We start from the raw sequence: 15911 nt of genomic DNA, 5'->3' as shown, positions 1-15911 counted from the left end.
TTCGCAAAATCCGCCTAATTTCATCTTAGCATATCCGGGCTTCCGCCACTAGAGAGAGCGGTCTAATAATCGACAAGAATCGCGTGTGCCGGGAAACCATGTTGGTGCAGTCGGGCGGAATTCGTTCTATCGAAGCTGCGAAGGCGGTCTGAAATTGTGCTATAATAGAATCCATAAAAATCGCGCCCTGCATCAAACAGGGAACGACGAAGTTGCGGGAGATGAGCTTATGGAGCGACCGCTTGTTTCGGTCATCATTCCGACCTATAACCGGCCGGATATTTTGTGCGAGCTGCTGGAGGCGTTGTCGCGGCAGACGTACCGGCATATGGAAATCATCATTGTGAATGACAACGGGGAGCCGGTAGATTTTACAGCCGAGTTATACCCTGAATTAAATATCAAGGTCGTTAACCAGGAGGGCAACCAAAAACATGTGTTTGCCCGCAATCGCGGCTTGCAGGAAGTAACGGGCGATCTGATTATGCTGTGTGACGACGACGATCTGCTGCTGCCGGGTCACCTGGAGCGGATGATCGCGGAGCTCGCGGACAGCGACCTCGTTTACTCCGATGTGGAGATTTTCGACTATGTGATCGAAGATGGCATGCGGCGGCCGACCAAACGGTTTACCTTCGCTTATGAGCACGATGTGGAAGGGATGCGGAAGTTTTCCACGTTTTTCTCGTCAGGCTGCTTGTATCGCAGAGTGCTTCACGACACGTTGGGGCCGTTTGATACGGAGATGTTCCATTACTGGGATTGGGATTTTTATTTGCGGACGGTCGAGCGGTTTCGGGTCAAAAGAGTGCCGGTCGCCAGCGCGCTCTACGCTTTCTCCGGGATGGGCGACAACATGTCCGGCAACCACGAGAACATGCGGCCGTACCTGGATAAGCTGTCCGCCAAGCATGGGCTGGGGGAGCTGCCGACCAAAAATTTCTTCCTGCTGCTCGAAGAACCGGATATGCAAAACCGCAGAGCGGAGACCCAGCTATTATGGGACGGCCAGCCGATCGTGTCGCGCCGCGTCCAAGCGGACAAGCAAGATAATAATAATTAACCATAGCATGGAAAGGAAGGAACACACGGTGGGTTTGGAGCAAGTAAGCTTGACGCGGGCGGAAGCGCTGCTGCAGCAATATTTTGGCTACCCGGCCTTCAGGGAGGGGCAGAAAAACATCATCCGCAGCATCATCAGCGGGCAGGATACGCTGGGCATTATGCCGACGGGCGGCGGGAAGTCGATCTGCTTCCAAATTCCCGCGCTGCTGTTCTCCGGCACGACGATCGTCATATCGCCGCTGATCTCGCTGATGAAAGATCAGGTGGACGGTCTGGACAGCTACGGTATTTCCGCGGCTTTTATCAACAGCTCGTTGACTTATGCGCAAGCCGAGACACGCATCCGCAAGGCGGCCAAAGGCGAATACAAGCTGCTGTACATTGCTCCCGAACGCCTGGAGACGGAGCGGTTTCAGGAGCTGATCAACACGCTGGACGTGCCGCTGGTGGCGATCGACGAGGCGCACTGCGTATCGCAGTGGGGCCACGATTTTCGCCAGAGCTACCGCGCGATTCACGGCTTTATCGCACAGATGCCGCAGCGGCCGATTGTGGCCGCCTTTACTGCGACGGCGACGCCGGAGGTCAGCCGCGACATCGTCGAACTGCTTCGCCTGCAGGAACCAAACCAGTTTATGACCGGCTTTGGCCGGGCCAATCTGACGTTTGGCATCGTCAAAGGCGAGAACAAACGCGACTTCGTGGGCGGCTACATCGGCGCGCGCAAAGGCGAGAGCGGCATCATTTATGCCGCCACCCGCAAGGAAGTCGACGCGCTGTACGAAGCGCTGCTGAAGAAACGCGTGGCCGTCGGCCGTTACCATGCGGGCATGACCGACAAGGAGCGCAAAGAGAGCCAAGACGCGTTCCTGTACGACGAGGTGCAGGTGATGGTGGCGAGCAATGCGTTTGGCATGGGCATAGACAAGTCGAACGTGCGTTATGTCATCCATTACAATATGCCGAAAAACATGGAGGCGTATTACCAGGAAGCGGGCCGCGCCGGACGCGACGGCGAGCCAAGCGACTGCATCCTGCTGTTCAGCCCCCAGGATATTCATATCCAGAAGTTTCTGATCGAACAGTCCGTGATGGATCCCGAACGCAAAACGCACGAACAGCGCAAGCTGCGCTCAATGATCGACTACTGCCATACAACGATGTGCCTGCAAAAATATATCGTCCGTTACTTCGGCGATATGTCCGAGGAAGAATGCGGCAAATGCGGCAACTGCAGCGGCGATACCGAGATGACCGACATTACGGTGACGGCGCAGATGATTTTTTCGTGCGTCAAGCGGATGCGGGAGCGGTTTGGGGTCACGACGGTTGCCTCGGTGCTTAAGGGATCGCGTAACAAGCGGGTACTGGAGCTCGGCTTCGACAGCTTACCTACCTACGGGCTGCTGAAAAAGCTTACGGAAAAAGACATCGCCGACATGATTAACATGCTGGCGGCCGAAGGTTACCTGTCGCTGACCGACGGCCAGTATCCGGTGCTTAAGCTGACTCCGGCGGCGCTGGAAGTGCTGACCGGCGAAGCGAAGGTCGTGCAGCGGGTGCGCCGCGAGGAAGAACGTCCGGCCGCGCCGGACGGGCTGTTCGAGGAGCTGCGGCAGCTGCGGATGGACATCGCCCGCCGCGACAAGGTGCCGCCATACGTCGTCTTCTCCGACAGCACGCTGCGCGAGCTGGCTGAGGTGCGTCCGACGAATCCGGCGGCGATGTTGAAGATCAAAGGGATCGGCGAAGCGAAGTTTATGAAATACGGCGCGGTGCTGATCGACTTCTTCAAGCAGGCGAATGCACGGTAAACAGAAAGGAAGTTGAACAAATCCGTGGCCAAATCGAAATATTACGTCGTCTGGGTAGGCAAGCAGCCCGGCGTTTACACGACATGGGCGGAATGCCAAGCGCAAACGAACGGTTATCCGCAGGCAAAATTTAAAGCGTTCGAGAGCGAAGCGGAAGCGAAGGCGGCCTACGCCAAAGGCTGGAAGGCGACTTTCGCCGCGGCAAGCAAAGCGCAGAGCGCAGCAAGCGGCGGCGGAAGCAAGACGGCGGGATCCTACGGCGCCGGCCGCACGCGTTCCTCGCAAGCGGGGAGCGAACCCGAGGAAGTCGACTACGACAGCATTTCCGTCGACGTCGGCTGCTCCGGCAACCCCGGCATTGTCGAATACAAGGGGGTCAGTACGCGAACGGGAGAAGTGATTTTTTTCCATGAGCCGATTCCCAAGGGCACAAACAACATGGGCGAGTTTCTCGCCATCGTGCATGCGCTGGCGTATCTGAAGAAGAAGGGCAGCAGCATGACCGTGTACAGCGACTCCAGAACGGCGCTCAGCTGGGTGCGCAACAAAGCGGTAGCGAGCAACCTCGTACGCGACGCCTCCACCGAGCAAATCTGGACGCTGGTCGACCGGGCCGTCCAATGGCTCAAGAGCAACAGCTACCCGAACAAGGTGCTCAAGTGGGAGACCAAGAAGTGGGGCGAAATCAAAGCCGACTACGGGCGGAAATAACCATTCCGCAAAAAAACAGGGCTGTTCCGGCGTTTTGGATACGGCTGCACTCCTCTGGCCAGGCCGGGAGGCAGCTCATATTCAACGCAGGAGACAGCCCTTTTTAATCAATGTATATCTAAATGACGGTATCGCAAAAATGCGCTAGGTGCGTGTTTTTGGCGAACGTGTGCCAAGATCCAGATGCTTGCGCAGCGCTTTGTTTTCCGACGATTCGTCTTTGTACAGCTCGGCCTCTTGGCTTTCCAGCGGCAGACTGACGAGCTCCCACTCGGTTTTGCCAAGCGTCAGGTCGGAAGGGAACGTATCGCCGCGCCGCAGCAGCTCCTCGCGTCCCGCCTCGTTGGCGTAAATGCCGTCCGTTTCCACCTCTTCACCGGAGAACGGGTTCATGTCTTTGTCGATGGTCATGGATGTTGTGCCTCCTTATTGGGTCATCGGAGGTTATTATGCCCCGGCAAGCCACTTTCATCCATGCCGGTGCGCCGCTAGAAGCGGTTTATTTGCCGTACATCTGCTTGAAAACCATCACTTTCAGGCACATTGTGTAAGGTGCTGATGACACACTGTCTTACGGCACTTCGGTTTCTCGGTTTTCCCCAGACGGGGGTTTGCTTCGCTTCATCCGTTTGCGGATGAATGTCGCCGCAATAATAAGCAGCAAGGGCAAACCGTAAGCAAGACTGTTCAGCAGGGGCCATGTTACGTTGACGATTTCCTCCATTTTCGATTCTTGGGTGTAGGTGGTGAGTGACAGAAGCAGACAAATGAAGGCCACAGGAAAAACAAGCAGCCGTTCGTTGCTCAGCCTAAGCAGTTCCTTCAATGTCCGCATAAGGATCAGCAGCAGGATGGATGCTTTGAAATAAAAGCCGATAATAAGCGAGAAACCGATGACCGACTCGATACGTTCGATAATCTCTTGGATATAGATCAACCTGGCCAGCTGAAATAACGAATATTTCAAGTCCCCGGACAGCGGTCCCAGCACCATGATGCTGCAGATGACCGAGGCCATCAGCGTGAGGGTGTTGATCGCTAGCGCTATATACAGCTGCTTCCCAAGTCTGGGGGTATCTTCGCTCCGCACAAACGGCAGGATAATTGAAAACACGATAAGTTCGGAGTAGGGAAAGCCGTAAACGACATAAGCCGCATGCAGCACGGGCGGGAGTCCTTCGGGCATAACAGGCAGCAGGTATTCGGGATGATATAAAGGGGCTACCAGCAACCAGACGAGAATGATAAATCCGAACATCAGAGCCAGCAGGATAACGGCCATGCGAGCCATTGCCTCAATGCCGGCCATCGCCGTAAGCGCGATCATCAGAAAAAATAAAGTGCTGACTGCGTAAGTCGGCGTTTCCTTCAGCATCGTACTTTTAAAAAATATGCCGATTTCGATGACGATCCCCGCAACGTTCCAGAACATCACGCAAGTGAACGGAATGAGCAGCACAAGGGTCAGGCGGCTTCCGAGCATCAATCGGCCCTGCTCGATGAGGGAACGGTTCGGCGATTGCCGGTACAAGTAATGAACGCCGCCAAGCAGCAGGGTGCCTGCCGCCATGGCAATCAGAAGCGAGATCCCCGCCCCGTTGCCGGCCATATTTGTTAGCGGCGAAGGGACGATAACAATGGACGAACCTGTCATGAAAAAGAGGAACAGCAGAGCCATATGGAACGAGCTGACGCTTGCTTGTTTATTCATGCGTTCCCCTTCCTTTCATGTTTAAGTGCTTGCCGGATCAAGCCAGCGCACGATTTGCCGGGCCGGAGGGGCAAACAGATTAAAGAGCGTATCCAGGTTAGGCCAAGATTTGCCCCATATAAAGACAATCCCCAGATAAAGAAGCGGAGCCAGTATGAGGATGTAGGCCAAGCGGTCGTGCCGGGTGGCTTGTTTGCACTTTGGTATATCGTGAATCAACATGGCGCAGGCCAGCAGCAGAAAGCAGGCTAATTTTCCGTACACGACTACTTCTCCTTTGTTCCGAATGGTGTGCCTACATTTAAGCCGGTGTTCAACGTTTTTACCGTAACATCAATGTGAAATTCGCTCTGGGCAAAATGTTTCCCCCAGTCGGGTTCAAGACGTTTCCAAAGCTTCGGAGAGTTGCGGTAAATCTGATTGGCAATGCCAATCGCATCGACCTCCTGTTGTTTGAAATATGCGACCGTGTGCTGAAGCTGCCGTTCAACCTTCTCCTTAATTGATTTCTCGAAGCGCGCAACGTCGTTTTTAGTTTTCAGATGAGAACAGCGCAGTTCGCCGACGGTACCTTCAATTCGGATCTGGACATGAACGGACACATGATCTTCCTCCACCAACGGCGTCATGCTGCTTTGAAACGTCAGCACTTCGAGCGATTCCTTACTGCTCTGGTTCTCGTTGCCGTTCCGAAGGCAAGGAAACTCAATCACACCGCTGCGATAACGGCCTGTCAGCATCATGAACGACTCGGTATCGGGGGAGTCAAGGATATCGACCAGCTTGCCGTCCCGGATTAAAGCAACCCCGGAGACGACGGCTCTGTGTGGCGTGTGATTTCTATGCAGATAAGGAAGAACCGCGGTTTTGGACGGACTTTTCAGTTGGATGGCCATCTCGTACAACGGAATGCTCGAGGTGTCAGCAGAATACACGGTGCCCGTTGTCTCCATCTTTTTGAACTGCTGGCCAATCGTTTGCTCGATAAAGGGTTGAATGTTCAGAAATGGGCCGGCCTCCTTCTCGGCAATCATCGGCATGACGGTGCCGCGCGGCTCGTGATCTCTGGAGAAAAAGTCGAGCACCTCCCGGATGTTTTCCGTTTTGGCCAGCTCCTCCCCGAGCAGAATGACACGCATATGGTCCCATTTGGCCTTACGTCCGAACTCCGTGGGAATGTCCCTGATCGCTTCAAAAAAGGTTTCACCGCTTGTGCGGATATTGATTCCTTTTTGTCCGGCTTTAATGCCTTCGGTAGCGTTCATTTTGCTGGCAGGATTGTAAAAATGGGTAGTCACTCCGATAACGCCGCTGGCATCGCGGTCAATGGCCACCGCCTGAACGTACCCATATTCGTCCAATTCGTTATTATCCCAGCATCCTGCGGTTAAGCCGAGGGTCAACAAGGCCGCGAGCAGGGAAGTGAGCCGTTTCAAGGCGCATTCTTCCTCTCCGAGTTTTTTCTGAACAAATGCCGGCTTCGCGGCGAATGAATCAGCATTTGCCGCGGCATGACAATGATTGCATCGCGCATCCTCCGGGCGTCCAGGGTGGTCAATGAGGCCAGATACGGCTGGCCCAGCGAGCGAAGCGTAGCCAGGTGCAGGAATATCAGGATAAAGCCGACCATAATGCCCAAACCTCCGAACGAAGCGGCGAGGAACATGAGCGGAAATCGCAAGATTCTGATCGCAATCGCCATGTTGTATTGGGGAAGGGCGAAAGACGCGATGCCGGTCAAAGCGACGACAATGACCATCACCGGGGAAGCGATCTGCGATTGAATAGCCGCTTGCCCGATGACGAGGGCCCCTACAATGCTCACGGCCGAACCGATCGGCCGCGGCAAGCGAATGCCGGCTTCCCGCAGCAGCTCAAAGAAAAATTCCATGATGAGCGCCTCGATCATGGCGGGAAACGGTATCCCCTCGCGCGTGTTCAGAATGGCCAGCAGCAGTACGGTCGGAATCAGCTCGGAATGGAAGGTGGACAAAGCGATATAGGTGCTCGGCAGAAGCAACGCAATGGAAAAAGCCGCTACCCGGATCAGCCGAATCAAGGAAGAAAAGATCGTTCGATTATAATAATCCTCGCTTGTCATAAAAAATTCCATAAATGTAACCGGGCATATCATGGCGTTTGGGCTTCCATTTACCATCGCTACAATCTTGCCGTCCAGCAGGGAAGCGACGACCGTATCCGGCCGTTCCGTATAACGAACCTGGGGAAAAGGAGAGAAGCGGTTATCGCCGATCCATTCCTCCAGGTAGGAAACCTCCAAAATTTCCGCTTTGCCGATGCAATTTAAGCGCTTCTTGAACTCATCGAGAAGCTCCGGTTTGACCGAGTTTTCCAGATAGCCGTATGACACGGCCCTCCGGCTCTCTTCTCCGGCTTGTATAAATTCGAATTTCAGCTTGGGCGATTTAAGCAGGCTGCGAACAACTCCCAGATTCCGGTCAAGCGTTTCGGTGAAGCCAACCTGCGGCCCTTGTACCGAAGGCTCGGATATCGGCTCAGAAGCTTGCCGGCGTTCGACATCTAGCGCCATATAAGCGATCGCTTTGCACCAGCCGTTGAAGAAAATCACTACTTTCCCATCCAGAACGCCGGTAACAGCTTGCTCCAGATCCTCTATCAGCTCAGCGGAAAGCGAAGATACACCGAAGCGTTCAAAGAACTCCATGACCTCCTCAATCGTAAACGATGTCGCCGATTCCATCTCGCAGGTGACCAGATTTTGCAGTGCGTCCTTAAGGTGTCTGGCGGGAGCTGTCTTCGTCAGCGTTTCGAAATAAACGGAGAAAGCCGATTGTCCCAGATCCGGCCCGTAGTTCCAATGGACGATCTGGAAATCGCCGCACTGCACAAAGGCATTTTCCATAGCCGCCTTATTGCGTTCCAGACAAGAAGAAATGGCCTCCGGTGAAGACGGTGCTTCGGAAGCCGAAGATGACGATGGAGCAGGCGAAGAGCTGTTATCATCAGGTGAGTGACGCATGCTGATCTCCTCAGCTCCTTATCCTGATTGTTAAAAAAGCATTTACATCTTTCCCCTACGTTAGAGATTATATGCAGTATGTGAGGGAGGGCGTGATGCGGATGCCCGGCGCTGAAATGAAGCAGCGTTTCCCGATGCTGGAGCGAATGAAGGAGGTGCCCGGGATTTACTGAAAACGTTGTTAAAAAAATTTACAAAACCTGCGGAACACTACTAAAAATAGACTCGTTTTTTGTCGATATATGTCATATTCGCACATATAGGGGTGGCTGCTTATGACATGGTATCGGAATTTAAGGCTTTCAATTAAACTGATTGGCATTGTCTGTCTCATCTTGGTCATTATTTTTACCACCATGATTGGCTTTAATTTGAATCAACTTCGCACAGTCAGCTTAAGTAAAGGCATGTTGGAAGCAAATGAGGCGGGCAATGCATTTTCAACGCAATTCGAGGACAATCTCGTCAATACGCAGTCCATGCTGCAAACCATGTCGACCGTGCTGCTAGATGCGCGGAACAAAAAGCGACTATCCCGAGAAGATGTGACTCGGATACTGGGGGATTTGCTCGATAAGCATCCCGATTACATCGGCATCTATACCGCGTGGGAGCCTAATGCTTTTGACAATAACGATAAAGCTAACGCCAAGCTGCATGCCTACGACGACGATAGCGGCAGATTCGTTCCGTACATAGCCCGCAACGGCGACAAGAAGACGATCGAACCGTTAAAGGATTATGAGCTGAGCGGTGCAGGAAATTATTATCAGCTTCCCAAAAAATCGAAGAAGCTTGTTCTGATGGAGCCTTATACATATCAGGTAGGCGACAAAAAAGTGCTGATGACCTCGCTTGTCCTGCCGATACTCGATGAATCGGGCAATTTCGTAGGTATCGTCGGTGTGGATTTTCCAATCGACAGTTTGCAGAAAAAAGCAGCGGAAACCAAACCGAACGGCGGTTACATGACCATCGTTTCCAGCGTGGGGAATTATATCGCCAACGGCAATTCGCCTGAATCGGTCGGCAAGTCGTACATCGATACACCGGAGAAGCAGCGGGTGTGGGAGGAACTCCGGGGCGGAAAGCTGCAAAATTTCTCGATCAATTCTAGCGGTGACTCCGTGCTTCGCACGTTCTTGCCGATTCAACTGAGCGGAAGCGATCAGACGTGGTACGTAGAAACAGTGATTCCGGAACAAAATGTGTTGTCCACCTATAGGGACAACATGCTCGTATCCGTCAGTATTGCCATATTCTCATTGCTGCTGCTTGCAGCGCTGCTCATTGTCATTATCCGCTATATGGTGGTCCGTAATATTCAGAGAACGGTCGAAACGCTGGGGCGGCTTGCCGGAGGCGACTTCACGTTTACGCTGCCTGTCAGGGGCAAGGACGAATTTGGCCAGATGGCCCGGCACTTTAACGAGACGATCACGAAGCTGCGCACCATGCTGCAGATGGTTACGGATATGGCGATGTCGGTGGGCGCAACCTCGCAGCAGTTGACGGCCAGTGCGGAGCAGACCAGCAAAGCGGCGGAGACGATCACCCAATCGATCCAGGAGACGGCTATCGGGGCTGAAGCGTCGCATAATCACTTGGAGGAATCGGCCAAAACGATGAGCGATTTATCGGCCGGCGTCCAGCGGATTGCGGAATCTTCTTATGCCGTATCGGAATCGGCCGAAGAAGTGACCAAACAAACGGAGCAGGGGAATGCAGCTTTGCAGGAAGCTATCGGTCAGATGGGCGTCGTTTCCGAAACCGTACGTCAATCCGAACAAGCGATGCTTCAGCTCGAACGGAGATCCGAAGAAATTGAAGGCATCGTTTCGCTGATTACGACAATCAGCACACAGACGAACCTGCTTGCTCTGAATGCAGCGATCGAAGCCGCGCGGGTCGGCGAGCACGGCAAAGGTTTTGCCGTCGTGGCGACCGAAGTGCGCAAGCTCGCCGAGCAAACCAAGACGGCGGCAGAGCAGGTGTCTGAGCTGATCGGTGAAATCAGGCAAGATACGAAGTCGGCAGCTGCGGCAATGGCTCAAGGCTCCGTTGAGGTAGGTAAAGGGGTTGTCACGGTAGAGGACAGCGGCAAGCTGTTTGCTTCCATTTTAACGGAAATTCAATCGGTGAATATTCAAATTCAGGAAGTTTCCGCCGCAGCCGAACAAATGTCTGCGGGCACGCAGCAGATCGCAGCGACGGTCGAGCAGCTCAGCGAGCTGTCAAGCGGGACGTCGGCAAGCTCGCAGAATGTCGCCGCAGCTTCAGAGGAGCAGCTTGCCTCCATGGAGGAAATATCCTCCTCTTCGTCAGCGTTAAGCGCCATGGTGCAGGAACTGCTGGACCGGCTGTCGCAGTTCAAGCTGTAACGGCTGCTTCACAGCAGCAAAACGCGCATAAAGGATTCGCTCGCGCCAAACGAATTGGGCAAATGATACGATTCATACCGGCAGCAGTTTTTAAGCATCGGGGTTTCTCCTTAAGTTGGAGGGTCCCGATGTTTTTTTGGCGTGGATGTTAAAAATTGTTGATCCTGTTTATTTTTTGACTTCACCCGCCTATCGCGGGAAATGCGACACGATCGTAAATTGTGCCTCTGTTCAAGGGAGGAAGGAAAATGGCAGAATGAGAGCGTATTCATCATAGGGTGCGAAGGAGTTGGTATCGGCATTGAATGTGTTAAAAAACAGATGGTTTGACGGTGTGAATACGGTATTTCTGCTGCTGGTGGCCGTCATCACCTTCTATCCGCTTTGGCACGAGCTGTCCTTATCGTTCAGCTCCATGGAGGAAGCGATGAAGGGCGGAGCTTTCCTATGGCCAAGGGCGTTTACAACGGCCGCCTATCATACGGTGCTCGGTTCGGACTACATCTGGGTGGCTTACCGCAACAGCGTCTTCTCGACGGTGGCGGGCACGCTGATCGGCGTGCTGCTTACGGCAATGACGGCCTATCCGCTGACGAAGCAGGAGATGCCGGCCAAAAATGTCATTTTGTTTCTAGTCCTTTTTACGATGCTGTTCAGCGGCGGCATGATTCCGACTTATTTGCTCGTCAAGCAGCTTGGACTGATCAACTCCTTATGGTCGCTGATTTTGCCTACCGCGATCTCCGCTTTTAACGTAATTATCATGCTCAGCTTTTTTCGCACGCTTCCTGCCGAGCTGGAGGATTCCGCAATGATCGACGGAGCCAATCCGCTGCGCATCTTCTTTGGCATTGTGATGCCTCTTTCGAAGCCGGTTTTGGCGACTGTCGCCTTGTGGGAAGCCGTCGGGATTTGGAACAATTACTTAAACGCGGTCATTTATTTGAACGACAAAAGCAAGTACACGCTGCCCCTGCTGCTGCGGGATGTCATCAACGGCCAAATTACGGCGCGTATGACCGGAGAATTGACCGGCTCGTCCGTCGATTCCGTTGTTGCCGCAACGATTATCGTAGCTGTAGTTCCCGTATTGTGCGTATATCCTTATCTGCAGAAGTATTTTGTAAAGGGTGTCATGATTGGATCGGTCAAAAGCTAAAGAGACGAAATCTTGAATGGAGGTCTTTCGTTGAAAAAGATAAAACGCCTGAACACGATCGGCAGCTGCTCGGTCGCCGCGCTGCTTGCCTTGTCGGTCGCCGCATGCTCCTCCGGCACGCCGGATAAACCGTCCGCCGCACAGCCGCAGACCCCGGCCCCGCAACAGCCGGAGAAGAAAGAGACGGCCGCACCCCCGCAGCCGGTTACGTACAAAATATTCCGTAATTTCGGAGCACCCGAATATCCGGCAGACGGAGGCAAGGGCCACAAAGAGGTGCTGGCCGGGCTCGAGAAAGCCGGACTTAAAGGAATCGATTACCAGGTTAACCTGGCGAGCGGTACGGAATATTTTACGAAGCTGAACCTGCTCGCCTCCTCGGGGGATTTGCCGGACTTCTTTAATGTCGATATTCCGACGTTGACCCGCTTTGCCGATGAAGGGCTGATTATGCCGCTTGACGATTTGCTGAAAAACGCGCCCAATGTAGGCAAACTTGTAATCAGCAAAGATTTGGACGCGCTGAAGTACAAAGGGAAACAATACGGGCTGCCGGTCGGCTACAGGCCGGAGGCGTTTAACGGTCCGGATGTCAGCGGGTTCAACGTGCGCCAGGATTGGCTCGACAACCTTGGCCTGAAGCAGCCGAAAACGCTGGACGAATTTTACAACGTGCTGAAGGCTTTTACGAACGACGATCCGGATAAAAACGGCAAGAAGGATACGTACGGACTGGGTGCCGCCAAGCCATCCAATCCGCAAAATACGACATTTGCCGCGATCTTCGGGGCTTACGGCATTATCCCCAACTTCTGGCATGAACGCGACGGGCAGCTCAAGCAAGGCATGGTGCTCCCGGAATCGAAAGAAGTGCTTGCGCTGCTGCAAAAATGGTTTAAGGAAGGGCTGATCGACCCCGAATTTGTCATTACCGAGCAAAAGCAGCTGGATGAGAAGGTGGTAGGGTCCAAGGTAGGCATTTTCGAAGGCAATGCGTTTAATGTGGATCCGAAGCAGCCGGTCAATCTGGCGTTAAAGAAAGCGACGCCGACCGCCAATGTGCAGCTGCTGGCCCCTCCGTCGGGTGCGGGCGGGAAGAATGGATGGCCTGAAAATATGCCGGCTTACAACGATATCCGCGCGATATCCGCCAAGGCGAAAAACCCCGAGCAGCTGATGAAGCTGATCGACTGGTCCGCATCGGATGCGGGGTTCCCGCTGGTGACCTATGGCGTGGAAAACGAGCATTACACCTTCGACAAAGCGAAAAACCGCATCAATATGACCGTGAATTCGTATTCCGACCTGTACGCTCAAGGCTTCTCCAACCCGATCCGGTTTATCCAGGTCGTGGACAGAAGGTGGATGGTGGACGAGGCGCTGACCGCCATGGAAACGGCCAACAAATACACGGTGAAAAACCAGTTCTGGAGCACAACTCAAGCGATGCTCGATTACCCGGATTTGCCGAAGCTGTGGTCCGAATATTATGCGAAAATCGTGACCGGCACATGGCCTGTCGACAAATGGGACGAATTTGTCACGAAGTATTACAGCCAAGGCGGCAAAGAAATCGAAAAGCAGGTTAACGAGGAGTGGAAAAAGACGAAAAAATGATGCAGCGGCCGCCGCGGGCCCACGCTCCTTCCCATGCCAAAAAAAGGGTATCGTTTCCGAATATCGAACTTATGATGAATAATAGGTTTGCCGCTGCTCTTCGGAAGGCAGCGCATTCGGGAGGGAAGCGTGTGGCCCAAAGCAACCGAAAACCGTTCTTGTACAAAATGTTCGTCTCTTATTTGATAACCGTCTTTATTCCGGTGGCGGTCATTAGCGTGATGTATTATTATCATCTGTCCAAGGAGAAAAAAGAAGAGTTCGAGAAATACGCCTTGACCGATCTGCAGTATTTGATGTCGCAAACCCGCATGGTTGTGGACAATATCGACAATTTGGCGGTCCAGTTCTCGATGAATCCGAATTTGAACGAAAAGCTGATGAACCCGTTTGTATATGATATTTACGATTTTCAGCAGCTCAAGGAAACGATCAGAAACCAGATTTCGACGAACAGGTTGATTTATTCGCTGTACGTGTTTTTCAAGCTGAACGATAAGGTGCTGACGACGGGAGAAGGTTTTTACCGCAGAGCGGAGTTCTACGATAAGGCGTTTATCGACGGTATCGCCAGCCGGGGGCCGGCCGCTAATCCCAACGACTACGAGGTTCGGCGTCTGCACCGCAATATGGACCCTGAGGTGGATGTCATCAGCTTCGCCAAACCGCTGCCGCTCACATCTAAGGACGCGCTTGGTTATCTGGTCGTTAATGTGAAGAAGGACGTATTTTTTGAGATATTAGGCAAAATGGCGGGTGCCGATCTCAGCAACGTGTACATTGTGCGCGGCGACACCGGGGAGACCGTCTACGAAAGCCAGCCGGGCGCGATTCGCGCTTCGATCGGCGGTATACCCGCATCCAGCGCTTCCGGATCCCGTGTCGTCACGGATGAACGTGGCGAACAGCATCTCGTCACCTATGTAAAATCGCGATTTAATTCATGGATTTATGTCATGGATGCGCCTTACAGCGCGTACCAGCAAGGCATGGACGTGAAGAAGTGGGAGGTTCTGCGCATTGCGCTGCTGGTTACTATACTGGGGCTGATCGCTTCGTATATGCTGTCGCTGCGCATGTACCGGCCTTGGAAACGGATCGTTCGCGAGAACGAGCAGATCAAGCTGGCGATGGAGCAAAATAAGCCGATCGTTAAGCATAGGCTGATCTATATGCTGCTGAACGATCATGTGGTCGACACCGAACTGATTCGAACGCAGCTGCTGCAGGCGGGGTTGTATTTTGCTTATGAATATTTTGCGGTGTTAATTGTAGTCCCGAATTATCAAGAGGAGAAGGACAGCCAGCTGTCGCTGATGGTATTCAGTATCGTTGAAAACGCTTTACCCGAACTGGTCTGGGCCGCAGGAACGATGCTGGAGCACGGGCAGCTCGGATTTATCCTCAATATCGGGCGAGCGGACTTCGATCAGGATCTCAAAACGAAGATGACGGAGCATTTCAACGGCATCAACGCCATGTTGCAAACAGAGCTGGGGATTTCCGTACAATTTGCGGTCGGCGGATGCCACTTTCATTATGCGGGCATCTCTCAATCTTATCTGGAAGCGAAGCGGGTGATTGCCTGTAAAGCGCTGATTAACAAAAACGACATTGTGTTTATGCAGGAAATGGAGGCGGACACCCGGTTGGAATATCCACTTCATATCCAAAAGGAGCTGGCCGGCCATTTGATTGCGGCTAATGCGGAGCTGGCCGAATCGACGGTCGACGCTTTTTTCAAGCAGTATATTTACAGCCGGTACGATTCCCGTGAAAGGCTGCTGGAAACAATCCTGATGCTGCTCAGCAATACGATTCACGAGTTATACCAACAGGGCTACGATACGACGATTGGCATGAACCTGCTCGATATTAGCAAATGCCCGAATAACGAGGAGCTGCACCGCTTTATTTCCCGTTATGTGCATATGCTCGCTACAAGGCTCGGAGACCAGCTCGATAAAACGGGCGACAACGTGTACGTCGCCAAGGCGGTTGAATATATCGAAAGCCACTTTCACAGTGTCATTTCAATTGCCGATATCGCCGATTATGTGGGGCTGAGCAGCAGCTATTTAAGCCGGATTTTTAAAATGGAAACGGGCAAGCCGCCGCTCGAATATTTGACCCGGCTGCGCATCGCCCGCAGCAAGGAGCTGCTGGCCGTATCACGATATTCGCTGCAGGAGATCAGCGGTTTGGTAGGTTACCAGGATGCCCACAGCTTCATCCGGTTTTTTAAAAAATACGAAGGCATTACACCCGGAGAATACCGCAAAAAGCTGCTGAAAAACAAATCGCCGCTTCCGGATGAACAGACCGGAGTTTAAGACGGATGCGGGGCTGCCGCCGGGGGCTGCATATCTGCCGCAGGCCAAATGCAGGATGAAGCTGTTAGAAACGGCACGGATGGCATGAGCGGAATTGAATGACAACGGAGGTTGAAACG

Annotated in this window: 12 protein-coding genes; 7 read left to right on the top strand and 5 right to left on the bottom strand. The window is 53.1% G+C overall.

The window, feature by feature from the left end:
* Nucleotides 1-229: 229 nt before the first annotated feature.
* The 3 genes from EYB31_RS31185 to rnhA are packed head-to-tail and all read left to right on the top strand — an operon-like array spanning nt 230 to nt 3590.
* Nucleotides 230-1063: a glycosyltransferase family 2 protein gene (locus EYB31_RS31185; RefSeq protein ID WP_131017403.1), complete on the top strand. Its 834-nt coding sequence runs from the start codon at nt 230-232 to the stop codon at nt 1061-1063.
* Nucleotides 1064-1070: 7 nt separating this feature from the next.
* Complete coding sequence (recQ, locus tag EYB31_RS31180) at nt 1071-2879, top strand: DNA helicase RecQ (RefSeq protein ID WP_131017402.1); 1809 nt, start codon at nt 1071-1073, stop codon at nt 2877-2879.
* 24 nt (nt 2880-2903) lie between these two features.
* Entirely contained in the window at nt 2904-3590 is a 687-nt protein-coding gene (rnhA, locus tag EYB31_RS31175; RefSeq protein WP_131017437.1) for a ribonuclease H, read from the top strand.
* 144 nt (nt 3591-3734) lie between these two features.
* Here rnhA and EYB31_RS31170 read toward each other — a convergent pair whose 3' ends face one another.
* From EYB31_RS31170 to EYB31_RS31150, 5 genes are all read right to left on the bottom strand, one after another.
* Nucleotides 3735-4001 (bottom strand): hypothetical protein, encoded by a 267-nt coding sequence (locus tag EYB31_RS31170; protein WP_131017401.1) that lies wholly within the window; start codon nt 3999-4001, stop codon nt 3735-3737.
* A gap of 160 nt (nt 4002-4161) precedes the next feature.
* Nucleotides 4162-5301 (bottom strand): GerAB/ArcD/ProY family transporter, encoded by a 1140-nt coding sequence (locus EYB31_RS31165; protein ID WP_131017400.1) that lies wholly within the window; start codon nt 5299-5301, stop codon nt 4162-4164.
* Nucleotides 5302-5322: 21 nt separating this feature from the next.
* The gene (locus tag EYB31_RS31160) at nt 5323-5565 is read right to left on the bottom strand and encodes a hypothetical protein (RefSeq protein ID WP_131017399.1); all 243 of its coding nucleotides are present in this window, start codon (nt 5563-5565) and stop codon (nt 5323-5325) included.
* A 2-nt stretch (nt 5566-5567) separates the two neighbouring features.
* Nucleotides 5568-6737: a Ger(x)C family spore germination protein gene (locus tag EYB31_RS31155; protein ID WP_131017398.1), complete on the bottom strand. Its 1170-nt coding sequence runs from the start codon at nt 6735-6737 to the stop codon at nt 5568-5570.
* Entirely contained in the window at nt 6734-8302 is a 1569-nt protein-coding gene (locus EYB31_RS31150; RefSeq protein ID WP_131017397.1) for a spore germination protein, read from the bottom strand. Before EYB31_RS31150 ends, EYB31_RS31155 begins: the two co-directional genes overlap by 4 nt.
* A gap of 275 nt (nt 8303-8577) precedes the next feature.
* On the opposite strand from EYB31_RS31150, the gene EYB31_RS31145 reads away from it, so the two are divergent.
* The 4 genes from EYB31_RS31145 (at nt 8578) to EYB31_RS31130 (ending at nt 15792) form a co-directional block, all read left to right on the top strand.
* Nucleotides 8578-10683, top strand: a complete 2106-nt coding sequence (locus EYB31_RS31145) for a methyl-accepting chemotaxis protein (protein WP_131017396.1) — start codon at nt 8578-8580, stop codon at nt 10681-10683.
* Nucleotides 10684-10990: 307 nt separating this feature from the next.
* Nucleotides 10991-11842, top strand: coding sequence for a carbohydrate ABC transporter permease (locus EYB31_RS31140; RefSeq protein ID WP_240763074.1), 852 nt, complete (start codon nt 10991-10993; stop codon nt 11840-11842).
* A 30-nt stretch (nt 11843-11872) separates the two neighbouring features.
* Nucleotides 11873-13459, top strand: coding sequence for an extracellular solute-binding protein (locus EYB31_RS31135; protein WP_165452707.1), 1587 nt, complete (start codon nt 11873-11875; stop codon nt 13457-13459).
* A gap of 131 nt (nt 13460-13590) precedes the next feature.
* On the top strand, nt 13591-15792 hold the full coding sequence (locus tag EYB31_RS31130) for an AraC family transcriptional regulator (protein ID WP_165452706.1): 2202 nt from the start codon (nt 13591-13593) through the stop codon (nt 15790-15792).
* Nucleotides 15793-15911: the final 119 nt, after the last annotated feature.

It is taken from the genome of Paenibacillus thalictri, from assembly GCF_004307995.1.
In the GTDB taxonomy this organism is placed as follows: Bacteria; Bacillota; Bacilli; order Paenibacillales; family NBRC-103111; genus Paenibacillus_AF; species Paenibacillus_AF thalictri.
Note: the sequence above shows the minus strand (reverse complement) of the source record. Positions and strands in the feature narration are given on the sequence as shown.